The 22459-nt window shown below is 62.9% G+C and carries 26 protein-coding genes; 8 read left to right on the plus strand and 18 right to left on the minus strand.

The genetic code is table 11. The annotated features are described in order from the left end of the window. Nucleotides 1-20: 20 nt before the first annotated feature. Nucleotides 21-602, minus strand: coding sequence for a phage tail tape measure protein (locus AC5YUO_RS02965; RefSeq protein ID WP_496154193.1), 582 nt, complete (start codon nucleotides 600-602; stop codon nucleotides 21-23). A 112-nt stretch (nucleotides 603-714) separates the two neighbouring features. Between AC5YUO_RS02965 and AC5YUO_RS02970 the strand changes: the two genes are divergently transcribed. Both AC5YUO_RS02970 and AC5YUO_RS02975 read left to right on the plus strand, forming a co-directional pair. Continuing rightward, nucleotides 715-945, plus strand: a complete 231-nt coding sequence (locus tag AC5YUO_RS02970) for a DUF4160 domain-containing protein (protein ID WP_496154194.1) — start codon at nucleotides 715-717, stop codon at nucleotides 943-945. Further along, a complete protein-coding gene (locus tag AC5YUO_RS02975; RefSeq protein WP_496154195.1) occupies nucleotides 938-1342 on the plus strand; it encodes a DUF2442 domain-containing protein in 405 nt (134 codons plus the stop codon). Before AC5YUO_RS02970 ends, AC5YUO_RS02975 begins: the two co-directional genes overlap by 8 nt. A gap of 5 nt (nucleotides 1343-1347) precedes the next feature. On the opposite strand, the gene AC5YUO_RS02980 is transcribed toward AC5YUO_RS02975, so the two are convergent. Genes AC5YUO_RS02980 through AC5YUO_RS02990 form a run of 3 tightly spaced genes read right to left on the minus strand, consistent with a single transcriptional unit; the run spans nucleotide 1348 to nucleotide 2320 of the window. Further along, complete coding sequence (locus tag AC5YUO_RS02980; protein ID WP_400811731.1) at nucleotides 1348-1557, minus strand: rcc01693 family protein; 210 nt, start codon at nucleotides 1555-1557, stop codon at nucleotides 1348-1350. Next, nucleotides 1554-1913, minus strand: coding sequence for a gene transfer agent family protein (locus AC5YUO_RS02985; RefSeq protein ID WP_496154196.1), 360 nt, complete (start codon nucleotides 1911-1913; stop codon nucleotides 1554-1556). The genes AC5YUO_RS02980 and AC5YUO_RS02985 overlap by 4 nt, the downstream gene beginning before the upstream one ends. Beyond that, nucleotides 1913-2320 carry a phage major tail protein, TP901-1 family gene (locus AC5YUO_RS02990; RefSeq protein WP_496154197.1) on the minus strand — a complete coding sequence of 136 codons (408 nt, stop codon included), beginning with the start codon at nucleotides 2318-2320 and terminating at the stop codon, nucleotides 1913-1915. The genes AC5YUO_RS02985 and AC5YUO_RS02990 overlap by 1 nt, the downstream gene beginning before the upstream one ends. A gap of 90 nt (nucleotides 2321-2410) precedes the next feature. Here AC5YUO_RS02990 and AC5YUO_RS02995 point away from each other — a divergent pair, with 90 nt between their 5' ends. After that, a complete protein-coding gene (locus AC5YUO_RS02995; protein WP_496154897.1) occupies nucleotides 2411-3610 on the plus strand; it encodes an MFS transporter in 1200 nt (399 codons plus the stop codon). A 7-nt stretch (nucleotides 3611-3617) separates the two neighbouring features. Here the strand turns inward: AC5YUO_RS02995 and AC5YUO_RS03000 are convergent, their stop codons facing one another. From AC5YUO_RS03000 to AC5YUO_RS03050, 11 genes are all read right to left on the minus strand, one after another. After that, on the minus strand, nucleotides 3618-4013 hold the full coding sequence (locus AC5YUO_RS03000) for a DUF3168 domain-containing protein (RefSeq protein ID WP_496154198.1): 396 nt from the start codon (nucleotides 4011-4013) through the stop codon (nucleotides 3618-3620). Continuing rightward, nucleotides 4010-4345, minus strand: a complete 336-nt coding sequence (locus AC5YUO_RS03005; protein WP_496154199.1) for a phage head closure protein — start codon at nucleotides 4343-4345, stop codon at nucleotides 4010-4012. Before AC5YUO_RS03005 ends, AC5YUO_RS03000 begins: the two co-directional genes overlap by 4 nt. A 3-nt stretch (nucleotides 4346-4348) precedes the next feature. Further along, nucleotides 4349-4930, minus strand: a complete 582-nt coding sequence (locus AC5YUO_RS03010; protein WP_496154200.1) for a head-tail connector protein — start codon at nucleotides 4928-4930, stop codon at nucleotides 4349-4351. Between the two features lie 190 nt (nucleotides 4931-5120). After that, nucleotides 5121-6395 carry a phage major capsid protein gene (locus AC5YUO_RS03015; protein WP_496154201.1) on the minus strand — a complete coding sequence of 425 codons (1275 nt, stop codon included), beginning with the start codon at nucleotides 6393-6395 and terminating at the stop codon, nucleotides 5121-5123. Nucleotides 6396-6425: 30 nt separating this feature from the next. Beyond that, the gene (locus tag AC5YUO_RS03020) at nucleotides 6426-7034 is read right to left on the minus strand and encodes an HK97 family phage prohead protease (RefSeq protein WP_496154202.1); all 609 of its coding nucleotides are present in this window, start codon (nucleotides 7032-7034) and stop codon (nucleotides 6426-6428) included. A gap of 28 nt (nucleotides 7035-7062) precedes the next feature. Then, entirely contained in the window at nucleotides 7063-7383 is a 321-nt protein-coding gene (locus AC5YUO_RS03025; RefSeq protein ID WP_020808622.1) for a DUF6107 family protein, read from the minus strand. A gap of 196 nt (nucleotides 7384-7579) precedes the next feature. Next, nucleotides 7580-8746, minus strand: coding sequence for a phage portal protein (locus tag AC5YUO_RS03030; RefSeq protein WP_496154203.1), 1167 nt, complete (start codon nucleotides 8744-8746; stop codon nucleotides 7580-7582). A gap of 269 nt (nucleotides 8747-9015) precedes the next feature. Continuing rightward, nucleotides 9016-9324 (minus strand): Dabb family protein, encoded by a 309-nt coding sequence (locus AC5YUO_RS03035; protein ID WP_003522330.1) that lies wholly within the window; start codon nucleotides 9322-9324, stop codon nucleotides 9016-9018. A 57-nt stretch (nucleotides 9325-9381) separates the two neighbouring features. Then, on the minus strand, nucleotides 9382-10020 hold the full coding sequence (locus tag AC5YUO_RS03040) for a hypothetical protein (RefSeq protein ID WP_496154204.1): 639 nt from the start codon (nucleotides 10018-10020) through the stop codon (nucleotides 9382-9384). Nucleotides 10021-10587: 567 nt separating this feature from the next. Beyond that, on the minus strand, nucleotides 10588-11847 hold the full coding sequence (locus AC5YUO_RS03045) for a DNA-packaging protein (protein ID WP_496154205.1): 1260 nt from the start codon (nucleotides 11845-11847) through the stop codon (nucleotides 10588-10590). A 7-nt stretch (nucleotides 11848-11854) separates the two neighbouring features. Then, nucleotides 11855-12376 carry a hypothetical protein gene (locus AC5YUO_RS03050; protein WP_496154206.1) on the minus strand — a complete coding sequence of 174 codons (522 nt, stop codon included), beginning with the start codon at nucleotides 12374-12376 and terminating at the stop codon, nucleotides 11855-11857. A 428-nt stretch (nucleotides 12377-12804) separates the two neighbouring features. Here AC5YUO_RS03050 and AC5YUO_RS03055 point away from each other — a divergent pair, with 428 nt between their 5' ends. Next, nucleotides 12805-14445: an alpha/beta hydrolase gene (locus AC5YUO_RS03055; RefSeq protein ID WP_496154898.1), complete on the plus strand. Its 1641-nt coding sequence runs from the start codon at nucleotides 12805-12807 to the stop codon at nucleotides 14443-14445. 23 nt (nucleotides 14446-14468) lie between these two features. On the opposite strand, the gene AC5YUO_RS03060 is transcribed toward AC5YUO_RS03055, so the two are convergent. After that, the gene (locus AC5YUO_RS03060; RefSeq protein ID WP_496154207.1) at nucleotides 14469-15308 is read right to left on the minus strand and encodes an SDR family oxidoreductase; all 840 of its coding nucleotides are present in this window, start codon (nucleotides 15306-15308) and stop codon (nucleotides 14469-14471) included. A gap of 154 nt (nucleotides 15309-15462) precedes the next feature. Between AC5YUO_RS03060 and AC5YUO_RS03065 the strand changes: the two genes are divergently transcribed. Further along, the gene (locus tag AC5YUO_RS03065) at nucleotides 15463-15831 is read left to right on the plus strand and encodes a winged helix-turn-helix transcriptional regulator (RefSeq protein ID WP_400811694.1); all 369 of its coding nucleotides are present in this window, start codon (nucleotides 15463-15465) and stop codon (nucleotides 15829-15831) included. Between the two features lie 218 nt (nucleotides 15832-16049). Here the strand turns inward: AC5YUO_RS03065 and AC5YUO_RS03070 are convergent, their stop codons facing one another. Beyond that, a complete protein-coding gene (locus tag AC5YUO_RS03070; protein WP_052817598.1) occupies nucleotides 16050-16481 on the minus strand; it encodes an Lrp/AsnC family transcriptional regulator in 432 nt (143 codons plus the stop codon). Between the two features lie 147 nt (nucleotides 16482-16628). Here AC5YUO_RS03070 and AC5YUO_RS03075 point away from each other — a divergent pair, with 147 nt between their 5' ends. Then, a complete protein-coding gene (locus AC5YUO_RS03075) occupies nucleotides 16629-17729 on the plus strand; it encodes a saccharopine dehydrogenase family protein (RefSeq protein ID WP_400811690.1) in 1101 nt (366 codons plus the stop codon). Between the two features lie 192 nt (nucleotides 17730-17921). Here the strand turns inward: AC5YUO_RS03075 and AC5YUO_RS03080 are convergent, their stop codons facing one another. Beyond that, on the minus strand, nucleotides 17922-19382 hold the full coding sequence (locus AC5YUO_RS03080; RefSeq protein WP_496154899.1) for a protein adenylyltransferase SelO: 1461 nt from the start codon (nucleotides 19380-19382) through the stop codon (nucleotides 17922-17924). Nucleotides 19383-19555: 173 nt separating this feature from the next. On the opposite strand from AC5YUO_RS03080, the gene AC5YUO_RS03085 reads away from it, so the two are divergent. Together AC5YUO_RS03085 and AC5YUO_RS03090 are read left to right on the plus strand one after the other, a co-directional pair. Next, nucleotides 19556-20614 carry a sensor histidine kinase gene (locus AC5YUO_RS03085; protein WP_496154208.1) on the plus strand — a complete coding sequence of 353 codons (1059 nt, stop codon included), beginning with the start codon at nucleotides 19556-19558 and terminating at the stop codon, nucleotides 20612-20614. A gap of 101 nt (nucleotides 20615-20715) precedes the next feature. Further along, nucleotides 20716-22434, plus strand: coding sequence for a glycoside hydrolase family 32 protein (locus tag AC5YUO_RS03090; protein WP_496154209.1), 1719 nt, complete (start codon nucleotides 20716-20718; stop codon nucleotides 22432-22434). Nucleotides 22435-22459: the final 25 nt, after the last annotated feature.

The raw sequence follows: 22459 nt of genomic DNA on the forward strand, positions 1-22459 counted from the left end.
AGCGGGAGGGAGCGCGTGCGTCACAATCCCCGCTGGCCACGCCCGACGCTGCGCGCCAGCATGGCGGCGATCTGGCCCTCGCTTTTCCGAAAGCTTGCAGCATCCGTCGCCGTCACGTTAAAAACGATCTGCGCCCCGCCGCCGCCGGACGGTGCGGCAACGCCGAGAGCGCCATCAGAACCGCGCTTCAGCGGCAGGATCGCTTCCGCCCCCGCCTCCCCCATCAGGCCAAGCCCGCCGCCCATCGGAAAAAAGGCGGGGCTGGAGACCACGCCGCCATCGGCAAAAGGCGTGATGCCACGTCCCGGCACCCCACCATCGGCGAAGGCGAACAGCGAACCGCCGCCATTCAGCAGCCCGCCGACGGCGTTGCCGATCATGCTCTCCAGCGGCTTCAACCCGGCCGAAAGCGCGATGCCCGACAATCGCTGCCCAAGCCCGCGCAACACATCGTCCAGCCCCTTGCCGCCCATCGCGGCCGCCTGCAGGGCCGAGGTCAAGGCAGCACCAAATCGCTCGGAGCGCCGTTCCAGATCCCCCATCACCTCGGAAAGCGCCTCCGCCTCTTCCCGGCTCTCCGCCATCGATCTTTCGCCCGCCATCGCGCTTGCCTTTCTGATTCAACTGGGGAATGCATGGTGCTGAAACAGCTCTCAAAAACCGCTGTTTCAACCCACACTCTTTTAAAACCCAACTTCTTGGGTTATGGTTCTCATGGTCACGGTTCTGCGCCAGCATGGCATGCGTTTTGTCATCTACACGGCCGATCACGAGCCGCCGCATGCCCATGTCTATTATGGAGAGGGTGAAGCCCGTATCGACATCGTCAGCCTCACCGTTCTCACGCAGGGCGGCATGTCGGACCGGGATGTGCGACGCGCCGTCGCCGTCATCGAGGAAAACCGGATGCTGTTTATGGAAACCTGGAGACGATATCATGGTTGAGATCAGCGACGCCGAACTCGCCGCCGCCAGGGAACGCTGGCAAAATGAGCGCGCCGGGCGTCCCATTCCGGTTTCCGTGCGTTTCGAAACGGCCTCGGCTCGTATCATCGTCGATTTCGCCAACGGCGCCTGCTTCATGTTTCCCGCACGAGCGGTCGAAGGCTTGCAAGACGCGACCGCCGAACAGCTTTCCGATGTCGAGCTGCTCGGCGAGACGGGCCTGCATTGGGAAACCCTCGATGTCGACTATACGATCAGCGGCCTGATGAACGGTATTTTCGGCAGTCGCACATTCATGGAAACGCAGCGAAAGGGCGGGCAATCCCGCTCTCCGGCCAAGACGGCAGCCAGTCGGGCGAACGGCGCGAAGGGCGGCCGTCCGCGAAAAATGCCCTGACGTCGTTATCCATCCGGAAACCGCCGCATCATCGCTTCCATCGCCTGACGGTCCGGGCCGCGGGGAACGGTGTTGCCGCCCGTCATCGCGAAGAATTCCCTCGGGGTCATCAGCCAGAAGGTTTCAGGAGAAAGCCGCAGCAGGCAGAAGCCGGCATGGATCACCGCCGCCCAGGGGAACGGGCGCGGCGTCGCTTCGCCTGCTGCGGCGCTCAAGGGTCCGGCGGCGTCTCGCCTTTCAACCCGCCGAAGGTGGCGGTCAGAAGATCGGCGACGATGGCGGCGTGGCCGGCAATGCCGCCCTCCACCGTGGCGGCGGCCACATCCTCGTCGGAAAAGACGTTGCCCGCGCCGCGCAGGCCCGCGCCGATCACCCGGATCATATCGGCCGACTTCATGCGGCCGCTCGCGAAACGTTGGGCGAGCGCGGTCAGATCATCGGCTGCAAAGGCGGTTTCGAGTTCGGCGAGAGCCCCGAGCGTCAGGCACAGAATGCGCCTTTCGCCGTCGATCAGCGCCTCGATCTCGCCGCGATGGCGGTTCGCCCGCCCGTAACGCAAACGCTCAGCCATCACAGCGCTCCGAATGTGAGGAGACCGGCCGATTCCAGCGCGATCTCGAATTGCACCTCGCCATCGTGGCGGCCGGAATATTCGAGCGCCACGATCTGGAACGGCCCGGTTATCGTGCCGAAACCGGGAATGACGATCTGCCAGCCCGGAATGGTCCCGGCGAAGAACGCGCCGCGCACCAGCGCATCGCTCGCCTGATCCTTGAAGATGCCGGAGGCCGTCAGCGATGCCCGCTGCACGCCGGCGCCGGACAGAAGCTCGCGCCAGCGCCCGGCGCTTTCGGCATCCGTCACATCGACGGCCTGCGCATTAAAGGCCAACCGCTTTGTTCGCAGCCCCGCGACGGTCGCGGGGGAACCGGCATTGTCGATCTTCAGCAGCAGGTCCTTGCCCTTCTGCGCCACCATGATGTTTCCTTTCGTCTCGATTGCTGTTGCGGGGCCACGATGCGCCTGCTACCAAAAGCATTCCTGCACCTCGCACCCCGCGATCTCACCATGTCCGACGCCACCGCCCTGACGTCCCGCGCGCGCCTTATCGGCGTGCTTGCGGTCGGGCAGATCGTGAGCTGGGGCAGTGGTTTCGATATGCTGGCCGTGCTCGGACCACGGATCGGCAAGGAACTGGCCATCACCAACGGCGTGGTTTTCGCCGGCCTCACGATCATGATGACCATCAGCGCCCTGTGCGGCCCGCTGCTTGGAAGAATGTTGATGCGCCACGGCGCGGCGCCGGTGCTGGCGGCCGGCTCCGTGTTCTTCTCGGCCGGTTTTGTCGTGCTCGCCTTTGCGGGCGGGACAGTGAGCTATCTCTTCGGCTGGGCCGTGATGGGTTTTGCCGCGACCTGCGGCCTGACGACGGCGGCCCATGCGGCCGTGGTGGAACGTGTGGGCGCGGAAAGCGGCCGGCTGCTGACGCTGCTGATGCTGTTCACCGGGCTTTCGGCGGCGGTTTTTCTGCCGGTCACCACACTTGCCGATCAGTATCTCGGCTGGCGCGGCACGCTTGCCGCTTATGCCTGTCTGCAAATCTTCATCCTGCTGCCGCTCTATCTCTTCGTGCTTCCCGGCCGTCCGGCCCGAAAAGCGGTGATGCCGAAAGAAGCGGCCGCGATATCGCCCTCCCCGATCGATACACGGCGCGCCTTCGTGCTGCTGGCCGCTATGACGACGATCAGCGCCTTTACCACCTTCGGCCTCTCACCGCTCCTGCCGCTGCTTCTGGTTCAGGCCGGCGCAACACAGTCGCTTGCGGTGCAGCTGGCATCCGCACGCAGCGTCCTTGCGATTACGGCGCGCGGGCTGGATTTCCTGCTCGGGAAACATGGAAATCCCTTCCTCACCGCCATGATCGGCTTCTGTCTGCTGCTGTTCTCCCTGCTGCTGTTGCTCGTTTTTGCCCCGGCCATGCCGGCCTTCATCGGTTTCATCGTTTTCTTCGGTTTTGGTGCGGGTGTGCTCACCGTCAGCCGGGCCGTATTGCCGCTGGCGGTATTTTCCCCGGAAGACTATGGGCTTCAGGCCGCGCGTATCTCTCTGCCACAGAACCTCGCCATTGCCGTTGCGCCGGTTATTTTTACGCTGGCGCTCGATCGCGGCGGCGTATCCGCCATGCTCACCATCGCCTCCGTGCTGATCGGCATTTCGTTTCTGCTGCTCATCGTTCTGTGGCGAACCGTGCGCAGACAGGGTTCCTGAAAAGGCGCTACTCCGTCACCGCCCTGAAGCGCATTTCCGCGATAAAATTCCGGGTCTTCGCCTCGCGCCGCGAGCGGCTGGAGAGAAGATGCAGATTGACAAGAGAGACGCCGGCAAGCGGCAGCGCCGCATCATCGAGCAGGTTCTTCACCCGTTCGAGGATTTCGCCTGCGCGCCTGCGGCCATTGGCATCGCTCCATATCTGCAGTGACAGAAAATGCTCCTCGGCCTTTTCCGTCGCCGTGGAATAGTCACGGCTTTCTAGGTCGCCGAAGACGATGCAGGGCAACACCGCGCGTGGCAGGAGCCGGTCGACGATGCCGCCGGGGATGAGCGCCATCAGCGCCGCATCGCTGCCAAGCCTTGCGAAAATCGCCTGCAGAAGCGGGTTGGCGGCGCTCATCGGCTTTCCTCCTCGCAGCGGCAGACGATGAAGCGGCGGGTCTCATCCGGGTCCATCACCGCCCGGATCGCCAGAATGCGGCGGCCCTTGCAAAAACGCATGCCGGCGGTGATGTCACCGCGATAAGCCAGCCAGACGCGATGTGTGATCGTTACGCCCTCGGCCGAGGCCCGTTCATGCGACGCCTCCGAAACGGGTTCGATCGCAGCCCAGAGCGACCGCAGGAAATTCCAGCTTTCCTTCGCGCCGCCCTGCCCGTCCGAGGTGTCGGCCCTTACTTCCAGTTCCAGCCGTGCCGTCAGCTTGCCGGGATCGAGAAAAACCAGGTTCATGTCTCAGAGCCCCAGACGGCAGAAGGGCGCCACCAGCCGCTCGTAACCGGCGGGAATGGCGGCAGGCTGGTTTTCCGGGGCGACTACGCCGCGAAAGGCGAACATCTGCGCCACATGGATCAGCATGGCGCGTTTCAGCGTGTCCGGCACATCCGTTGCGGCTTCGCCAAAACCGGCAATGAAATCGATCTCGATGCCGTTTATCGCCCGTCCGGGGGCCGGCGGATCGCGCAGCCACAGCCTTGCCGGGCGCGCTGCCCCGTCGAGCAATTTCTCCCCGGCGGTGATATCTGAGGGGCGCCCCTCACCGTCAAAAACCAGAATCGTTTCGATGGCTTGCACCGGCGTCTTGCCAATCAGAATCACGCCGTTCTCAGGCCATCGGTCGAGATAGAGCCGCCAGGTCTGGCGGATGAGGCAAAGCCCGGTCGTGCGTTCCAGATGCTCGCGGGCGGTGCGGATGAGCGCGGCAAGAAGCACGTCCTCATCGCCATCGTCGAGACGCAGATGCGCCTTCACCTCGGCGAGCGTCAGTGGCTCCGTTGGCGGCTCCGTCAGCGGCGGATGAATGAGGGCATAGGTCATGGGGTCTCCGGAAGAAAGGTAGTCGCATTAGCGAGCGGGTGCCGCTTGTTTCTTCTCCCCGAGGGGGAGAAGTCCGCGGCAGCGGGATGAGGGGGCGACGGTAGAGATATGCGGCGAGCTAGCCCCCTCATCCGGCCCTTCGGGCCACCTTCTCCCCGGCGGGGAGAAGAAAGGGCCGCAAGGCCTGCGGTCAATTCACCCCGAATTTCACCAGCTTGATCGCCTCGAAATTCTGCACGCCGCCGCCCACGCGTTTGGTGGTGTAGAACAGCACATAGGGTTTGGCCGAATAGGGATCGCGCAGGATACGCACGCCGGTGCGATCGACGACGAGATAACCGGCGCGGAAATCGCCAAAGGCGATGGCGAAGCTGTTGGCCGCCAAATTCGGCATGTCTTCCGCCTCCGTCACCGGAAAGCCCATCAGCGAGGCGGGCTGGCCGGCGGCGGCCGGCGGGTGCCAGAGATAGGCGCCGCTGGTATCCTTGAAGCGGCGCAGCGCCCCTTGCGTCTTGCGGTTCATCAGGAAGGTGCCGTTCTGGCGATGGCCGGCCTTCAGCGCATAAACGGCGTCTAGCAGCACGTCCATCGGCCCGGCCGAGGCGAAACCGGCCGAGACGCCGGTTGCGACATAACCGATATTGCCCCAGTTCCAGCCATCATTGGCGACGGCGGTATAGGAAAGGAAACCCTTGGGCTTGTTGACGCCGTCACCGGCGATGAAGGCGGCGGCCTCCTGTTCGGCAAAGGCGATATCCACCTCGGAGGCGATCCACGCCTCGATATCGACTGCGGCATCGTCCAGCAGGCCCTGGGTGGCGGCGGGCATGGCGTAGAGTTCCATGGTCGGGAAGGTCAGTTCGGAAAGCTTGGGCGTCGCCGTTTCGGGGCGCGCCGCCGTTTCGGAGACCCAGCCGGTGGCGAGACCGCCGGCGGCGAAGGGTTTTTTCAGCACGGCGGCGGAAACCTGCCGCACGGTGGCGAGCGCCCGGATCGGCGAAATCGCCGTCATGCGCCGGCCGATCTCGCCATCCGTCTCGTTCGGCAGCAGAAAGCCGCCATCGGTCCCGGCTCCGGTCGAACCGGCGAAGGCCTTGGCCTCCAGATCACGCAGCGCGCTCTCCTCGCCGCGGCGGATATAAGCCTCGAAAGCCGCCTTGTGCTCCTCGGCATCCTGCGAGAGCGCCGCCTTTTTCCCGAGCGCCGGGCGCGCCTTTTTGAGCGCGAGATCGTCCATGATCCTGCGGTTATCGTCGAGCGCCCTGTCGATGCGGTCGAGCTTGTCGCGGGTCACGACATCCGCCCCCATCTTGCGCTCGATATCGGCAAGCCGCTGGTCATTGGTCTCGCGGAAGGCCTCGAAGGCCTCCATGAATTCGTCGAAGGCGGCCGTCACCGTATCGGGCACGGCCTTCACCTGCGGCGCGACGGTCATCGGGGCGGGTTTCGTCATCTGCTCTGTCATATCGTTTCCTTGTGGGTGATTGTCCGGAAGTCAGCGTTTGAATGTCGTTTCGAACAGCGAGCGGGCGGCGCGGCGCATGCTGCGCACCAGCTCGGTCTCGCGGTCGCGGAATAAGCGGGCGTGTTTGACATCGGAGACCCGCGCCGAAGGCAGCATCGGAAAGGTCACGACCGAGATTTCCCAGAGGTCGGCTTCCAGGATGCGCCGGACACCTGAGCCGGCCGCCTTGCCGGAGCGCGCCTCCTTACCGGAACGCCCCTCTTTACTGGAACGCACCGTGCGAAAGCCGATTGACAGTCCGTCCAGTGCGCCGGTCTTCATCAGCGAATGCACCTCCCGCGACCGGGCGACGCCCGGTGCCAGAACACCCTCGACATAAAGGCCGCGCTCATCCTCGCGGATGGTGCGCCAGGCGCCGATCGGTTCCGTGGGATCGTGCTGGTAAAGCATGCGGATACCGGCCGCGCCGCGCTCCTCGATGGAGCGGCGGAAAGCGCCGCGCTCGATGACATCCTGACCGAGATCGACCTCGCCGAAGACGCTGGCATAACCGGAAAAGGTGCCGTCGCTGGCGATGCCGCGCAGCTCCAGATTGGCGAATTTGCGCGTGGCGGGACGCGGCCCGCGATAAACGTGCATGGAAAACTCCTGCGATGTGAAGGAAGTATCAGGCGCGCGGGCGCGCACCGTAGCGGTCGGCGATGCGCACCAGCACGCCCAGCCCCCACCAGGCGCCCATGCTGGCGGCGGCGGAGCCTGCCACCATGATTTCCCGGCCCGACAGCGCGCCGGCAATATCGAGCTGCTGCACGATCCACAGGCCGATCGGCCCGCCGAAGATCATGCCGCAGGAAACCCCGGTGATAAAACGGCTCGCGGCCTCGCGTTTGCTTTTCGGCAGGAGATAAACGAGCGATACGCCGGCACCCGCCACGGCGCCGGTGATGCGGGCGGCCCAGATGCCGGCCTCATTGGCGAATTCAGACATGGGTAATCATTCCGTTCTAGAATGTTGAAACCGGGCGCACGCACCGCGCCGCCCGCAGGCGCTTCTTGCGCGCCTGCGATGGGTGTTTTTGCGAATCTTCGGAATCGCTTGGGCGGAAGAGCTCACAAGGAGAGTCCGCTTCTTCAGAAAATGATTGAGCAGACGCAACCCGCTTTGAGGGCGCGGTTTCGCCCGCTCAATAACCGACGGCTTCGCGTTTTTCCTCGTCGCTGAGGAACGAGGCCGTGCCGATGCGTGCCCAGAGCGCATCGCGCTCACCGGAAAGCCCGGCGATCCTGTCGAGATCGGGTTCGAGCCTCAGCCCAGAACCGAAGACCGGAGAAAGCCAGCCGCACAACCTCGCCGCCGTGCGATAAACGAGCGGCAGGACGGTGAGGCGATAAAAGGCGCGGTTCGCTTCCTGGTAATTCGCATAGGTATTGTCGCCGGGAATGCCGATCAGCATTGGCGGCACGCCGAGCGCCAGCGCGATATCGCGGGCAGCCCCGTTGCGTGCCTCCAGAAAATCCATGTCGCGCGGTGAAAGACCCATGGCCTTCCAGTCCAGCCCGCCTTCCAGAAGCAGCGGCCGGCCGGCATTCATCGCCCCCTGATAGCCCTCCTCCAGCTCGCGCTTCAGCCGCTCATATTGTTCGGTGGACAGATTGCCGCCCTCCTTCGGCTGATAGACAAGCGCGCCGGAGGGCCGGGCGGAATTATCGAGCAGGCGCTTGTTCCACTGGCTTGCGGCATTGTGCAGATCGAGAGCGGCACCGGCAGAGGCGAGCGGCGCAAAACCCGCCCGGTCATCCAGCGGATGGAAAAGTTTCAGATGCAGCAGCCCCAGCCCGTCGCGCTCGGCGGCGATGCGGCGCAAGGCGCGGCCCTCGGCGCGGTAATCATAGGCCACCGGCCAGCCATCCGATCCTTCGACGATGCTCACCCGGTCGGGCCGCAGGAGATGCAGCTCGCGCAGCCGCCCGCCCACCGTCAGCGGCTCGATATAGGCATTTCCGGCCAGCATGAGGTGGCCGTAAAGCGCCTCGAAAAAATCCGGCCCGCCCATATGGGCGCTCGGTTTTAAAAGCAGCGCCAGCAGCGGGTGGTCGGCCAGTTCCTCTTCGCCATCATAAAGCAGCCAGCTGACGGAAGCCGAGGTCTCCGCCACCATGCGGGCGGCGCGGTGCGCGACCGGGTTTTTCATGAAGCCTTCGCGGGCAAGCGCGGCATAGGACCGGCCGGACCAGAAGGCCTGCCCGCCCTGCACCGCAACCGCCATGAAGCCTTCGGCCATTTTCCGGCCTTCAGGCACGGCTCTGCCATCCGCCGGGCGCTTGCGCGGCAGGGAGAAGGGAAATCGCATTGGGTTGTCCTTTTTTTGATGGCGCGCGGCGTCGAGTCCTGCGGCGTCGCCCGTGTGGGGTTTTCACCGACAGGCTAGACCCCGAAATTTCTGACGAAGCCCTGAAAGCTCTCTTTCGTCATGCTCGGGCCTTTCCCGAGCATCTGCAACGTCTCGATTTTATTGGACGTGATCAGATCCTTGGGACAAGCCCAAGGATGACGTCGCGCGTAAGGCACCCTGTCCGCACAGCGGCAATATCTCGCGCCGACTTCGGCGAAACCGGACGTTTACCGGATCGGCGCTTTCACCGCCGTATCGCTGTCGAAATCGGCGGCAACGCGGGTTTCGCGCAGGGGCTTTACCGTGCGGGTCGAAAGATCATAGGCGGGGTCGGCCTTATAGGCCGCCAGCGCCGCCTCGTTTTCAAACTCGCCATAGACGATGAAATCGACCGAGTTGCCCCATTGGTCCTTCTTCACGTTCTCGCCGATTTCAAGTTTCAGCGAATGCGGTATCGCGGTCAGGCCGGAAAGCCCCCTGCGCACGGCGTCGCGGTTTTCCTCGGGAACGGTGAAAAAGACGATATGGCGGATCACGGTGTCACCTGTCATGCAAACTTCGAAGACGGCCTTTCGGCACCGTGTAACGGGTTATCATCTGGCCCGCCCGGGTTCAATCCGCGCCGCGACAAGCGCATGATGAAATGCGCGCCCGTAACCGCCCACCAGCCGCGCCCGGTCGCAGCCATTGATGATGGCGCGTGCACCGTCCCAATCCTCGCGCCTGTCACCGAAGAAATCGGAGAGCCTGCGGCCGGTGAAGCCGCCACCCGCCATGCCGTGGATCAGGATCGCGGTGGCCACCTCCGCCTCCATGGCCCGCTCGGGACGTTCCAGAAGGTCAACGCCTGTCAGCACCGACATGGCCTCGTAATTGCGCCGATGGGTCAGCTGCACGAAGCCGCGCCCCAGCCAGCTTTTCCCCTCCGTGTCCGGCCGCCAATAGGGCTTGCGCACCATGGGCAGCCTGCCCGCCGCAAAGGCGCGGTCGAGCCTTGCCATCGCCTCGGCATCGCTTGCCGCCAATGTCTCGCGCACCGGCTGCATGGTCGCCGCCGTCTCGTGAAAGGCCGTCGCCAGCATATAGGCGAGCCAGCGCGGATCGCCGCCCGGCATCGCCTTTTCGAACCCTGCCAGCATCGTTTTCGTGCCGGCAAGCTGGGCCACGCGCAGGCGACCGCCGAAAATGGAAATCCGCGCCGACGCGAAGAATCGCGCCTCGTCATAGGCCATGACAGCTCCTGAAAATGATGGGCGATATGACGCCCGGTTTTTCCACATCCGGGCCGCCGGAACTAAATCGATTTGAAAAAACCTTAATCGATTTTAATCCGCAGGCCGGGGTTTTGGGGTAAAAAATTCCTTGAATTCCGGAACCTTAGCGCGCTAACTCCATTCACCGCGCAATTCCGCAGCGTTAACCATTCAAGGAGGAATGCCACCATGACAGCGACAATCCCCCAGACCGTTTATGACCGTCTCGAAAACGAGTGGCGCCAGATGCGTGAGACCGGCTCCCAGCCGAAGCCGGCGCAGTCTCCGAAGAAATAAGACCCGTCAGGCGTCCGAATTCGGGCAATGACGGTGCCTCACTTTTCTTCTCCCCGCCGGGGAGAAGATGGCCCGAAGGGTCAGATGAGGGGGCAACATCTCCAGATATCTCTACTGTCTCCGCATATATTGACCGTGGCCCCTCATCCGGCGCTGCGCGCCACCTTCTCCCCGGCGGGGAGAAGAAACAGGGGGCATCCGCTCGACCGGTCATTGGCTCTCATTCGCGGGAGCCAATAATCACCGACCTCACATCCCCCGCACCTTCGGTTCACTCACCACCATCGTCGTCAGCGCCGTTATCGCCCAGACGAGCGCATCCAGCCGGTCCGGCGAACGCCCCGACGAAAGACCATCCGGCCCGAAATCCGTCATCTGGTCTTCGAGTTTTTCAAACCGTGCGGCGTGGCGCACCCTGCCCTGTTCGTAAAGTACGGCGACCGGCTCGGCGCGGGTGAATTTGCCGCGGCTGGCGCGCACCAGGGTCAGCGGCAGGTTGGCGTCGATGCTCTGCAGCATGGCACGCACCATTTCGCCGCCCTGATTGACTTCAGCCACCACCCGGTCCGCCTCGTGGCGACGAAAGGCGGCAACCACGGCCCGGGCCCAGCCGGCCGGCGTTTCGCCTTCCACCGAACAATCCGCAAGCACCGTCAGACGCCCGGACATGCCGAGCCCTGCCACGACAATGCCGCAGCAGGAATGTTCACCGACGCCTGCCGGCGGGTCTACCGCCACCACGATCCGCGCCAGCGGTTCATGTGCGGCCTCGATGATCGCTTCCAGATCGGCGCGCTTCCACAGCGCGCCGTCGCGCTCGTCAATCAGTTCACCGCCGATTTCCTGACGCCCCAGCCGCGTGCCGCCGTAACGGTCCTGCATGGCCTTGAGGAATCCGGGCGAGAGATTGCGTGCATTGATAGCCGTCGGCATCCGTGCCACGCGCGTCGAGGGATCGGCAAGAAGCGCCTTTAAAAGCGGAATGGGCCGTGGCGTGGTTGTCACCAGTTGCCGGGGCATCTCACCCAGACGCAGGCCGAATTGCAGCATGTCCCAGGTTTCCTGCGGATATTTCCATTTGCCCAACTCATCCGCCCAGGCCATGTGGAACTGCGGGCCGCGCAGGCTTTCCGGGTCTTCCGAGGAAAATACCTGCGCCAACGCACCATTCGGCCAGAGGAGCCGCCGGCGCGACACCTCGAAGGCGGGACGGCAGCGGCGGGCGATGCGACAGATGCCGGAAATGCCGTCGATCATCACCTCGCGGGCGTCGCCCAGCGTTTCCGCAACGAGCGCGATGCGCAGATCCGACTGCTTGCCCGTGGAAGCGACATGATGCACCCATTCCGCTCCAGCGCGGGTCTTGCCGGAACCGCGCCCGCCGATCAGCAGCCACGTCCGCCAGTCGCCCTCCGGCGGCTGCTGCGGCAGGTTGCCGATGAAACGCCAGTCGCGCAGGAGGTTGAAGACCTGCGCCTGAAGGCGCGCTTCGGTCAAAACTTCGGCCATGCTTCAGTCAGACCCCCGCCCCAGTGTCGGACGCAGCCATCGCCTCCAGCCTCTCGCGGCATTTCTGCTCGGCCAGTTCATCGATGCGGCTGAGGAAATGCGCCACCGCCGCCTCGTAATCCTGCGTCCGGGTTTCATCCTCGCCCATAAGCGCCTGCCTCTCCTCCGCCAGCACCCGTTGCAGGGCGTCGATTCGTTCCAGCGTGCGGACGATGAGCGACAGCTGATCCGTCGCGACTTTCACATCGGTACGGGCCTGCTTGGCGTCCGTATCGTCGGCATCAGGCAGAAGCCCTGCCTCGCCCGACTGCCGAAGATTGCGATACATGCAGACTTGATCGCGCATCTCCTCCGTCAGCTCGTTCAGCAACTGTCGCAGGCTGCCGTTGCGCGCCGCATCTTCGGCGGCCTGCCTGTCGGCCCGCGATTTGGTCTCGGGCGCGGCTTCCGGCATGTCCTCACCCGCATAGGCGGGCGTTTCCGGCCAGACGCCGTAGAGCGCCGGATCGCAATTGTTGGACATTGTCATGGGATTGGCCTGCGAGAGAAAGAGCAGATAAAGAGGAGCGTGGGCACAAGGCACATTTGCATGCACCTCACTCACCCTCATTCCTGTGCTTGTCACAGGAATCCAGTCGGCGCGCGTCTGCGCGACGGAGGGACTTTCTTTCAGCCCAAAGACTTGGGCTGGCTGGATTCCTGTGACAAGCACAGGAATGAGGTGGTGAAGAAAGCGCCACAGGCAATCCAAGGACAACCATCACCGTTCAGCCGCAAATCTCCGACCGTAACCAAACACTATCAAATCACCGTCACGGTGTAAAGGATTATTTTCCTATGATTGTGATTTTTATCCTTCTCACAGGATTTGCACCCTTCCCCGCCACATATTACACTCGCGCCGCAAGCGGTGGATAGAAGGGGCGAGTCAAGTTGGTGAAACAATGGGTTGAGCGGTTGTTTGCGGGTCTTTCGGCAACCGGTATCGTCTTCGGCACTATTCTGTTCTGCGCCTCGCTCACCCCCTCGCTGCTGCCGCGCACATGGCTGATGCAGGGCGTGTTGTGCGGATTTTCGTTTGCCATCGGCTATCTGATCGGCGTCGCCCTGCACGCACTCTGGACCTATCTGGAACTGCCCGAACCCTCGCGTCACAATGTCCGCGGCATTCGTTTTCTCATCGCGCTTGCCGCCGCCATCACCGCGATTGCATTTTTGTGGCAGGCGAAGGACTGGCAGAATTCCATCCGCGTGCTGATGGAACTCGATCCGCTGCCCAGCGCCCATCCCACCAAGACCGGCGGCCTTGCGGTGCTGGTCGCCGCGATCCTTATCGGTGCGGGCCGGCTGTTCCAGCTTATCCGCCGCTTTTTTGCCGCGCGCAGCCGCCATTTCCTGCCGCGCCGGCTCGCCAATGTGCTCGGTATCGCGGTGGCAATCATACTCTCATGGATGCTGCTCAATGGGCTGATTTTCGATATCGGCCTCAGATTTGCCGATTCCTCGCTGAAACAGGTGGATGCGCTGATCGAGCCCGACGTGCCGCGTCCCTCGGATGCGCTCAAAACCGGCAGCAGCGCCTCACTGATGACATGGGAATCGCTCGGTCGGCGCGGGCGTGAATTCGTCGCCGAAGGCCCTGATGGCACAGAGATATCCGCCTTCACCCATCGTCCGGCAAAGGAGCCGCTCAGGGTCTATGCCGGCCTCAACTCGGCTTCGACACCGGAAGCAAGGGCGGCCCTGGCGCTGGAGGAGCTGAAACGGGTCGGCGGTTTCGAGCGTAAGGTGCTGCTGGTGGTCATTCCCACCGGCACCGGCTGGATCGACCCGGAAGCGCTGGATACGGTCGAATATCTGCATGACGGCGATATCGCCAGCGTCGCCGTGCAATATTCCTATCTCTCCAGCTGGATCGCACTGCTGACCGAGCCGGATTACGGTGTCGAGACGGCGCGCGCTTTGTTCGAGGCGGTTTACGGCTACTGGACCACCCTGCCGAAGGAAACGCGGCCGAAGCTTTACCTGCATGGCCTCAGCCTCGGTTCGCTCAATTCGCAGAAATCCTCCGATCTTTACGATGTGCTCTCCGACCCCTTCCAGGGCGCTTTGTGGAGCGGCCCGCCCTTTTCCAGCCCGACATGGCGCATGGCCACCAATGGCCGGGTGAAGGGCACGCCGGAATGGCTGCCGCGTTTCCGCGATTCCTCCGTCATCCGCTTCGCCAACCAATATACGACCGCCCATATGCCCGATGCGGCGTGGGGGCCGATGCGGATCGTCTATCTGCAATATGCGAGCGACCCGATCACCTTCTTCGAGGCCGCCTCGCTTTACCGGCGGCCGCAATGGATGGCGCATCACGGGCCCGACGTTTCCACATCCTTCCGCTGGTTCCCGGTCGTCACCCTGCTGCAGCTCGGCCTCGATGTCGCCGCCGCCACCACGGCGCCGATAGGCTATGGCCATGTCTATGCACCGGAACATTATATCGATGCATGGACCGAAGTGACCGCGCCGGGCGGCTGGAGCCCCGAGGAGATCCAGCGGCTGAAGATGTTCTTCAAGGCCCGCCGCGGCTCCACCGATCCGGCGTGAGCGCGGCGGGCCTGCCTTGAGCCTCAGCCCTTCAGCCGGTCCAGATTATCGGCGATATAGGTGTCCAGCGAACGCGGCGCATGGCCGGTCAGTGTTTCGACATCGCCGGTCACCACCGCCGTCCAGCCTTCGCGCACGGGATAAAAGATCGAGGCCAGGAAAGAGGCATAATCCTTCGGCACGCCCGCACCGGTGAGAATGCCGATAAAGACCTCATCCGAAACGGCGGCGTAAGACACCGGCTTGCCGATCGCCGTTGAAATGATCGCGGCTGCCTCGCCGTAACCGAAGGCTTTCGGACCGGTCAGGTTGAAGGCCTTGCCATTAAAGGCGTCAGAGGTCAGCGCCGCGGCAGCGCTGTCGGCGATATCGCGCACATCGATAAAGCTTGATTTGCCCTCGCCGGCGGGAACGGCGATCTGGCCGTGGTCGATGCCGGCCTTCCAGTAGCTGTGGAAATTATCGGCGAACCAGTTGGGGCGCAGGATGACGTAAGACGTGCCCGAAGCGATGATCTTCAGCTCGATCTGGCGATAGGGAATGGAATCGTCGGCATCGACGCCGAGGACGCTGAGGAAGACGATCTTCACCTTACGGCGCGCGGCCTCCTCGACCACCGGCGTCAGCGCATCGATGGCATCCAGACGTCCGCCCGCCAGGATCAGAAACAGACGGTCAACGCCGTCAAAGGCGTCAGCGTAGGTGGCGCGGTCGGTATAATCGAAGCGCAGGCCTTCCGCGCCGCCCGTGGCGTTGCCACTGCGCGAGGCCGCCTTCACGCTTTCGCCCCTGGAAAGGAGCGTTTTCACCAGCGGTGTGCCGATGGTGCCGGTGGAACCGATTACGAGTATCTTGCCTGTCATCTCAAATCTCCTTAGTATCTAATGGAAACCATGTTTCGAAAACACAGATACTGCGTTGGAGAAATCATGAAAAGAGAGCACTTTTCGGTTATCTGGTATCCTTGCGGAAACCGGCTTTCTCCCGAAGGATGCCCTGAAACAACGGAACGAGACCATGGAACGCATCTATGACGTTTATGAAGACCGCTGCCCCACCCGCATGGTGCTGGACAGGATCGCCGACAAATGGGCGCTTTTGATCCTCGACCGGTTGCGGGTGGACGCCGTGCGCTTCAACCTGCTGCGGCGGGAGATCAAGGGCATTTCGCAGAAGGTGCTCTCGCAGACGCTGAAGAAACTGGAGCGCGACGGCCTGATTTCCCGGCAGGTTTTCCCGACCGTGCCGGTGACGGTGGAATATTCGCTGACGCCGCTGGGGCGGACGCTGACCGACACGGTCGCGGCGATTGCCCATTGGGCGGAGGGCAATATGGACGCGGTGCTGGCGGCGCAGAAGGCCTATGATGAGCGGGCGGTGGCTTAAATGGAGGCGCGGCTACCGATACGTCCCTCATTCCTGTTCCCCGGAACGAGCCCGAGGATGTCACAGGAATCCAGCCAGCCCAAGTCCTTGGGCTGAAAGGACTCTCTCCGCCGCGCAGACGCGCGTCGGCTGGATCCCTGTGACAAGCACAGGGATGAGGAGGAAGAGAGCGCCCGGAGTAACAGCCAGCGCTGCGCCTGCCGCACACCCAAAATCCCCTACCGCGAAATCCGCGTCGACAGAATGATCGACGACAGCGTGCGCTCCACGCCGTCCAAGGCACCGATGCGGTCGATCAACCGGTCGAGATCGAGGATCGAGGGGGCGGCCAAAATCGCGATCAGATCGAACGTGCCGCTCACCGAATGCAGCGTCGTCACCTCCTTGATGGCGGCAAGTGCGGCCGTCACGCCGGGCAGCGCCTTGGGTGCGATGGTGATCAGCACATGGGCGCGCACCAGCCCGGAAAGATAGCTTTCCGAAAGCCTCAGACCATAACCGGCGATCACCCCGTCGGCCTCCAGCCGCTCGATGCGGGCCTGCACGGTGGTGCGGGAAAGGCCAAGTTTGCGCGCCAGTTCCGCCACCGGCATGCGGGCATTTTCGGAAAGCAGGGCGAGCAGCGCCCGGTCCTTGTCGGCGATCGTCATAGTGACCAATCCTGTCGTCTAACTGTTCAATAATAGACCACCATCTGCGCATAATGAAGCTGCGAATCGTCAATAAAAGCTGGCATTCTGTCTTTGAAGCGCATTCGTTGCGCAGACACATGCGAATTTACTGCGGGGAACAAAAACATGAAAAACATTGTCGTCATCGGCGCGGGCAATATCGGTTCGGCCATCGCCTGGATGCTGGCCGCATCGGGCGATTATCGCATCACGGTCGCCGACCGTTCGGCCGATCAGCTGGCGAATGTGCCGGCGCATGAACGCGTCGATACCGAAATCGTCGACATCACCGACCGTCCCGCTCTGGAAGCACTGTTGAAGGGCAAGTTCGCCGTGCTCTCCGCCGCCCCCTTCCACCTGACGGCGGGCATTGCGGAGGCGGCCGTCGCCGTCGGCACCCATTATCTCGATCTGACCGAAGACGTGGAATCCACCCGCAAGGTCAAGGCGCTCTCGGAAACGGCGCAGACGGCGCTCATTCCGCAATGCGGTCTCGCGCCCGGCTTCATCTCCATCGTCGCCGCCGATCTCGCCGCCAAGTTCGACAAGCTGGACAGCGTCAGGATGCGCGTCGGCGCTCTGCCGCAATATCCGTCCAACGCGCTCAACTACAACCTCACCTGGAGCACGGACGGGCTGATCAACGAATATATCGAGCCCTGCGAAGCCATCGTCGAAGGCCGCCTCACCGCCGTTCCGGCGCTGGAGGAGCGCGAGGAATTTTCGCTCGACGGCGTGACCTACGAGGCCTTCAACACGTCAGGCGGCCTCGGCACACTCTGCGCCACGCTGGAGGGCAAGGTGCGGACGATGAATTACCGCACCATCCGTTATCCCGGCCATGTGGCGATCATGAAGGCACTTCTGAACGACCTCAACCTGCGCAACCGTCGCGACGTGCTGAAGGACCTGTTCGAAAACGCCCTGCCCGGCACCATGCAGGACGTGGTCATCGTCTTCGTCACCGTCTGCGGCACCCGCAACGGCCGCTTCCTGCAGGAAACCTACGCCAACAAGGTCTATGCCGGCCCGGTTTCCGGCCGGATGATGAGCGCCATCCAGATCACCACCGCCGCCGGCATCTGCACGGTTCTCGATCTGCTGGCCGAAGGCACCCTGCCGCAGAAGGGTTTTGTGCGGCAGGAGGAAGTGGCCCTGCCGAAATTCCTCGAGAACCGGTTTGGCCGGTATTATGGCTCGCATGAGCCGCTGGCCAAGGTTGGGTGATTTAAGGACACAGCATCGCCTCTGGTTTCTTCTCCCCGCCGGGGAGAAGGTGGCCCGAAGGGTCGGATGAGGGGGCTAGCTCTCCTGATATCTCTACCCTCACCCCCTCATCCCGCTGCCGCGACCTTCTCCCCGGCGGGGAGAAGGCGAAGGAGGCGCCCGCTCGTTCGAAAGCAGCGGACCAGTTTGCGCTCATGTCCCGCAAAACGTCCGGAACACACGCTCATGGCTCATCGGCGGCTGCATATAGACGAAATTGTCCGGCCGCTCCTCGAAGGGCGTCGCCAGTGCCGCCAGCATGGCATGGAAGGGTTCGAAATCATCCTCTTCCACCGCCGCTTCGATCAGTTCCTCGATACGGTGGTTGCGCGGGATAATGGCCGGGTTGACGGCAAGCATTGCCTTTGACCTGTCGGCATCGGAGAGTTCTTCACGCCCGGCTCTCTCCCGCCAGCGCGCCAGAAATTCATCCGCTCCGGCAATATCGATGAACATGCCGCGAAACGGCTCGGCATCGCCATTTGCCGCATGGGAGAGGCGCCGGAAGGTCAGCGTATAATCCGCTTCCGATGCCTGCATCAGCGCCAGCAGCGCCTGCACCAGATCGATGTCGCCCTCTTCCTCTGTCGTCAGGCCAAGCTTTTCGCGCATGCCGGTGAGCCAGCGTTTGGGAAAGGCGGCGGCGAAATCGGCCAGAACGGCATTGGCGCGTTCGGCGGCTTTTTCCACTTGCGGATCGAGCAGCGGCAACAGGCATTCCGCCAGCCTGGCGATGTTCCATTGCGCGATGCCGGGTTGATTGTTGAAGGCGTAACGGCCCTGCGCATCGATGGAAGAGAAGACCTTGTTGGGGTGGTATTCATCGAGGAAGGCGCAGGGGCCGAAATCGATGGTCTCGCCGGAAACCGCCATATTGTCGGTATTCATCACGCCATGGATGAAGCCCACCATCATCCAGCGGGCAATGAGGTCGCATTGCCTGTCAGCGATGCCGCGCAGCAAGGCGAGGTAGGGATTATCGGCGCCTTTCGCCTCGGGATAATGGCGGTCGATCACATAATCCGCGAGGTTCCTGATCGCCTCGTCATCCTCGCGCGCCGCGAAGAACTGGAAGGTGCCGACACGGATATGGCTTGCCGCAACACGGGTGAAGACGCCGCCCGGCAGGCCGACTTCACGCTGTACCCTTTCGCCGGAGAGAACGGCCGCCAGCGCCCGCGTGGCGGGAATGCCGAGCGCGTACATCGCCTCCGACACGATATATTCGCGCAGCACGGGGCCAAGCGCCGCACGCCCGTCGCCCCTGCGCGAAAACGGCGTGGGGCCGGAGCCCTTGAGCTGGATATCGCGGCGTTTGCCGTTTTTGTCGATCACCTCGCCGAGCAGAATGGCGCGGCCATCGCCGAGCTGCGGCACGAAACCGCCGAACTGGTGGCCGGCATAGGCCATGGCCAGTGGTTCTGCCCCCTGCGGCACGACATTGCCGGAAAAGATCGCCGCCAGCCTTTCATCGTCAAGGCCGGCCACATCGAGAAGGAGTTCATCGGCCAGCGGGCGATTGAAGGCGATGAGGCGCGGCGCCTTCACCGGCGTCGGCAGCACGGCGGCGCTGAACCGTTCCGGCAGGCGGGCATAGGAATTGTCGAATCTGATCACGGTTAAACTCCCTGCTTTTGCCTGATATGGCGGTTTTTGCGCCCGGTTGCGAGGGTGCCAGCGGCAAATTCGACAGGCCGCGCCAAGCTTTAGAGAAATTCAGTTTGAACTCGGGGGGTATTAGTCCCTACATAGATGCAGTAATCAGCCCCGTGCTACAGGATGAGTTCGTGCCGCATTTCCCCGATGACGATAGTGAAATGGGCAAAGCCATCCGGCTTTTTGACTGGGCATCGACGGCGGCGGGACCCACGGACACATGGCCGGTTGCGCTGAAAACCACGGTGCAGACCATGCTCAAGCAGGGCCACGCGATCTGCCTGTTCTGGGGGCCGGACCTCAACATCATCTATAACGATGCCTACCGGCCGTTTCTGGGCCTCAAGGAACGGGAGGCGCTCGGCAAGCCTTTCCATGTCATCTGGTCCGATGTCTGGGACGATGTGAAGCACTTTGTGGAGACCGCCTTGTCCGGCAAGGGCACATTTGCCGAAGACCTGCATCTCATCATGGATCGCAACGGCTATCCGGAAGACACCTACTGGACATTTTCCTACAGCCCGCTTTATGACGATAACGGCAAGGTCGCCGGGTTGATCAACATCACGATCGAAACGACGGCGACGGTGGAAAGCCGCAAGCGGGAAGAGCTGTTGCGGCGGGAACTCGTCCACCGGGTCAAGAATACCATGGCGATCACCACCGCCGTCGTCAGCGCCACCATGCGCCATTCGCAGACGCTGGAAGAGGCACGCGACACCATAAAGAAACGTATCGCCGCGCTGGGCAACGCCCAGAACCTCATGCATGCTTCGGGCAAAGGCGCCGGCATCATCGCCCTCGTCTGCGATTCCGTCTATCCGCATCTCGATGACAGGGCACGGGTGACGATTTCCGGTCCGGACGTGGAGATTGCCCCGCAACAGGCGCTCGGCCTGTCGCTGGCGGTTTACGAACTGGCCACCAATGCCCTGAAATACGGTGCGCTTTCAAATGAAAGCGGCAGGGTGGACATTCGCTGGACATTGGACGGCGACGACCGTTTCGAACTGCGCTGGCGCGAAACGGGCGGCCCGCCGGTGAGCGCGCCGAAACGCACGGGCTTCGGCTCGCGCCTGACCAACCAGATCGTCGCGGCCTATTTTTCCGGCGAGGGCCGCACCTTCTACCATCCGGACGGGCTGGTGTTCGAACTGGACGGCAAATACGAAACTGCGGCACAGGAATAGGCCGGACGGCGGGCTTGAGTGAAAGCTGCGGCGGTTGAACTTTCTTTCGTCCCATTCGTTGCGTTTCCTGAACGAAAATAGCCGCAACGAAAGGAACGGGAATGACCGTCGTTGAAGCCGTAACCGCCGAGCCGGAAAGCGCCATCCGCACCCTCCACACCGACCTGCCGGTCAACGCCACCTTCCATGTCTGGCTGAAGGCGAAGAAAGATGCCGAGCCCGGCGCTGTGTCCTTTTCCAATCAGAACGGAAAATTCGCCGAAGTTTCAAGCGTCAACACGGAAGAGTTCGGTTTTCGAATCTATCAGGTTTTCGGCGGCGGCCATGTGGAGCTGAGTTACGACACGGTCACAACAGCCGTTTCCGTCATCTACTGGTTCACAGCGTCGGATGTGCTCGAAACCGGCATCACCGTCGTCCATACCAAACCGGACAATGCCGCACCCGAACTTCCCGGCAGCTATCACTTCCGCCCGCCCTTCGGCTGGATGAACGACCCCAACGGTTTCGGCCGTTTCGAGGGGCGGCCGCATCTGTTCTATCAGCATTATTCGCACGGGCTGCGCTGGAACACCATGCATTGGGGCCATGCCGTCTCGTCGGATTATCTGCGCTGGCGGCACCTGCCGATCTTCCTCTTCCCGTCGGAGGATCTGACGACACGGCCGGACAAGCGCGGCGGTGCCTATTCCGGCTCCACCATTCCGCTGGTGGAAGGCACGGGCATCCGCGTCTTCTTCACCGAGCAGGTGCAGGACCGCATTCCCGAACAGCAGATCCAGCTCACCGCCACCTCTTCCGATCTCATCATGGCCGGACAGGCCGAGGTCATTCTGGGCCACCGCCCGGACGGACAGGGGCTGACGCCGGATTTCCGCGATCCTTACGTCTTTCGCGGTCCCGATGGCCTGTGGAAAATGGTGCTCGGCAGCCAGAGCGATGGCGGCGGCGTCATCCTGCTTTACGAGACGCTGGATCCCACCGCCGCATCGGGCTGGACCTATGTGGGCAAGCTGTGGGTGGAAACGCGCTATAAAACCACGGCCATCGAATGCCCCTGCCTGCTGCCGCTCGATGGCCCGGCCAATGCCCGCTCCACCCGCTGGGTGCTGGTCTACGGTCTGATGCATTCGGAAGACCCGGAAACCGGCCGCAAGAACCTCACCATGGCCGATGTCGGCTGGTTCGACGGCAAGGTCTTCACCAAGGAGACCGGGCAGGAGCTGGATTTCGGCACCGATAATTATGCCTTCCAGGCCTTTCTGGATGGCGACAGCATCATCGGCATGGGCTGGCTGGCCAATTGGGCGGACGCCAATCCGGAGATCGATTTTCCGACCTCGATGACGCTGCCGCGCCGCCTGCATTATGTGAATGGCGAACTTCTGACCCCGCCCATCGGTGCGGCGGAAAGCCTGCGCAGTCATATTCTGGACCGCACGCGGCTTGCCGCCGGCGAACGCGTCACCTTCATCAACGGGGCGGTGGAAATATTGTTCGAGCTTGCCTCGCCCGGCGCGCCCTTCGAACTGGCGCTCGATCATCCGGCGGTCAGGCTGGGCGTCGTTTCCGATGAAGAGGGGCTGTGGATCCGCCACGAAGACGGGCGTGACGGCCCCTCGCCGCATTATATCGCCAAGGGAGCGAAGGCATCCCGCATCCGCATCTTCCTCGATTATGGCTCCATCGAAGTCTTCGCCAATCGCGGCCGATATGTGGGCACCAAGCGTATTGAAGGTTTCGAGCCCGTGCGCTCGGCGCTTCTGAAGGCCGCACCCGGCGCGGTGGTGCATGCCACCAGCTGGGCGCTGAAACCGTGAGGAACCTTTTGGCGGATTGGGCGGT

It is taken from the genome of Agrobacterium sp. LEGMi-208b (genome assembly GCF_059511785.1).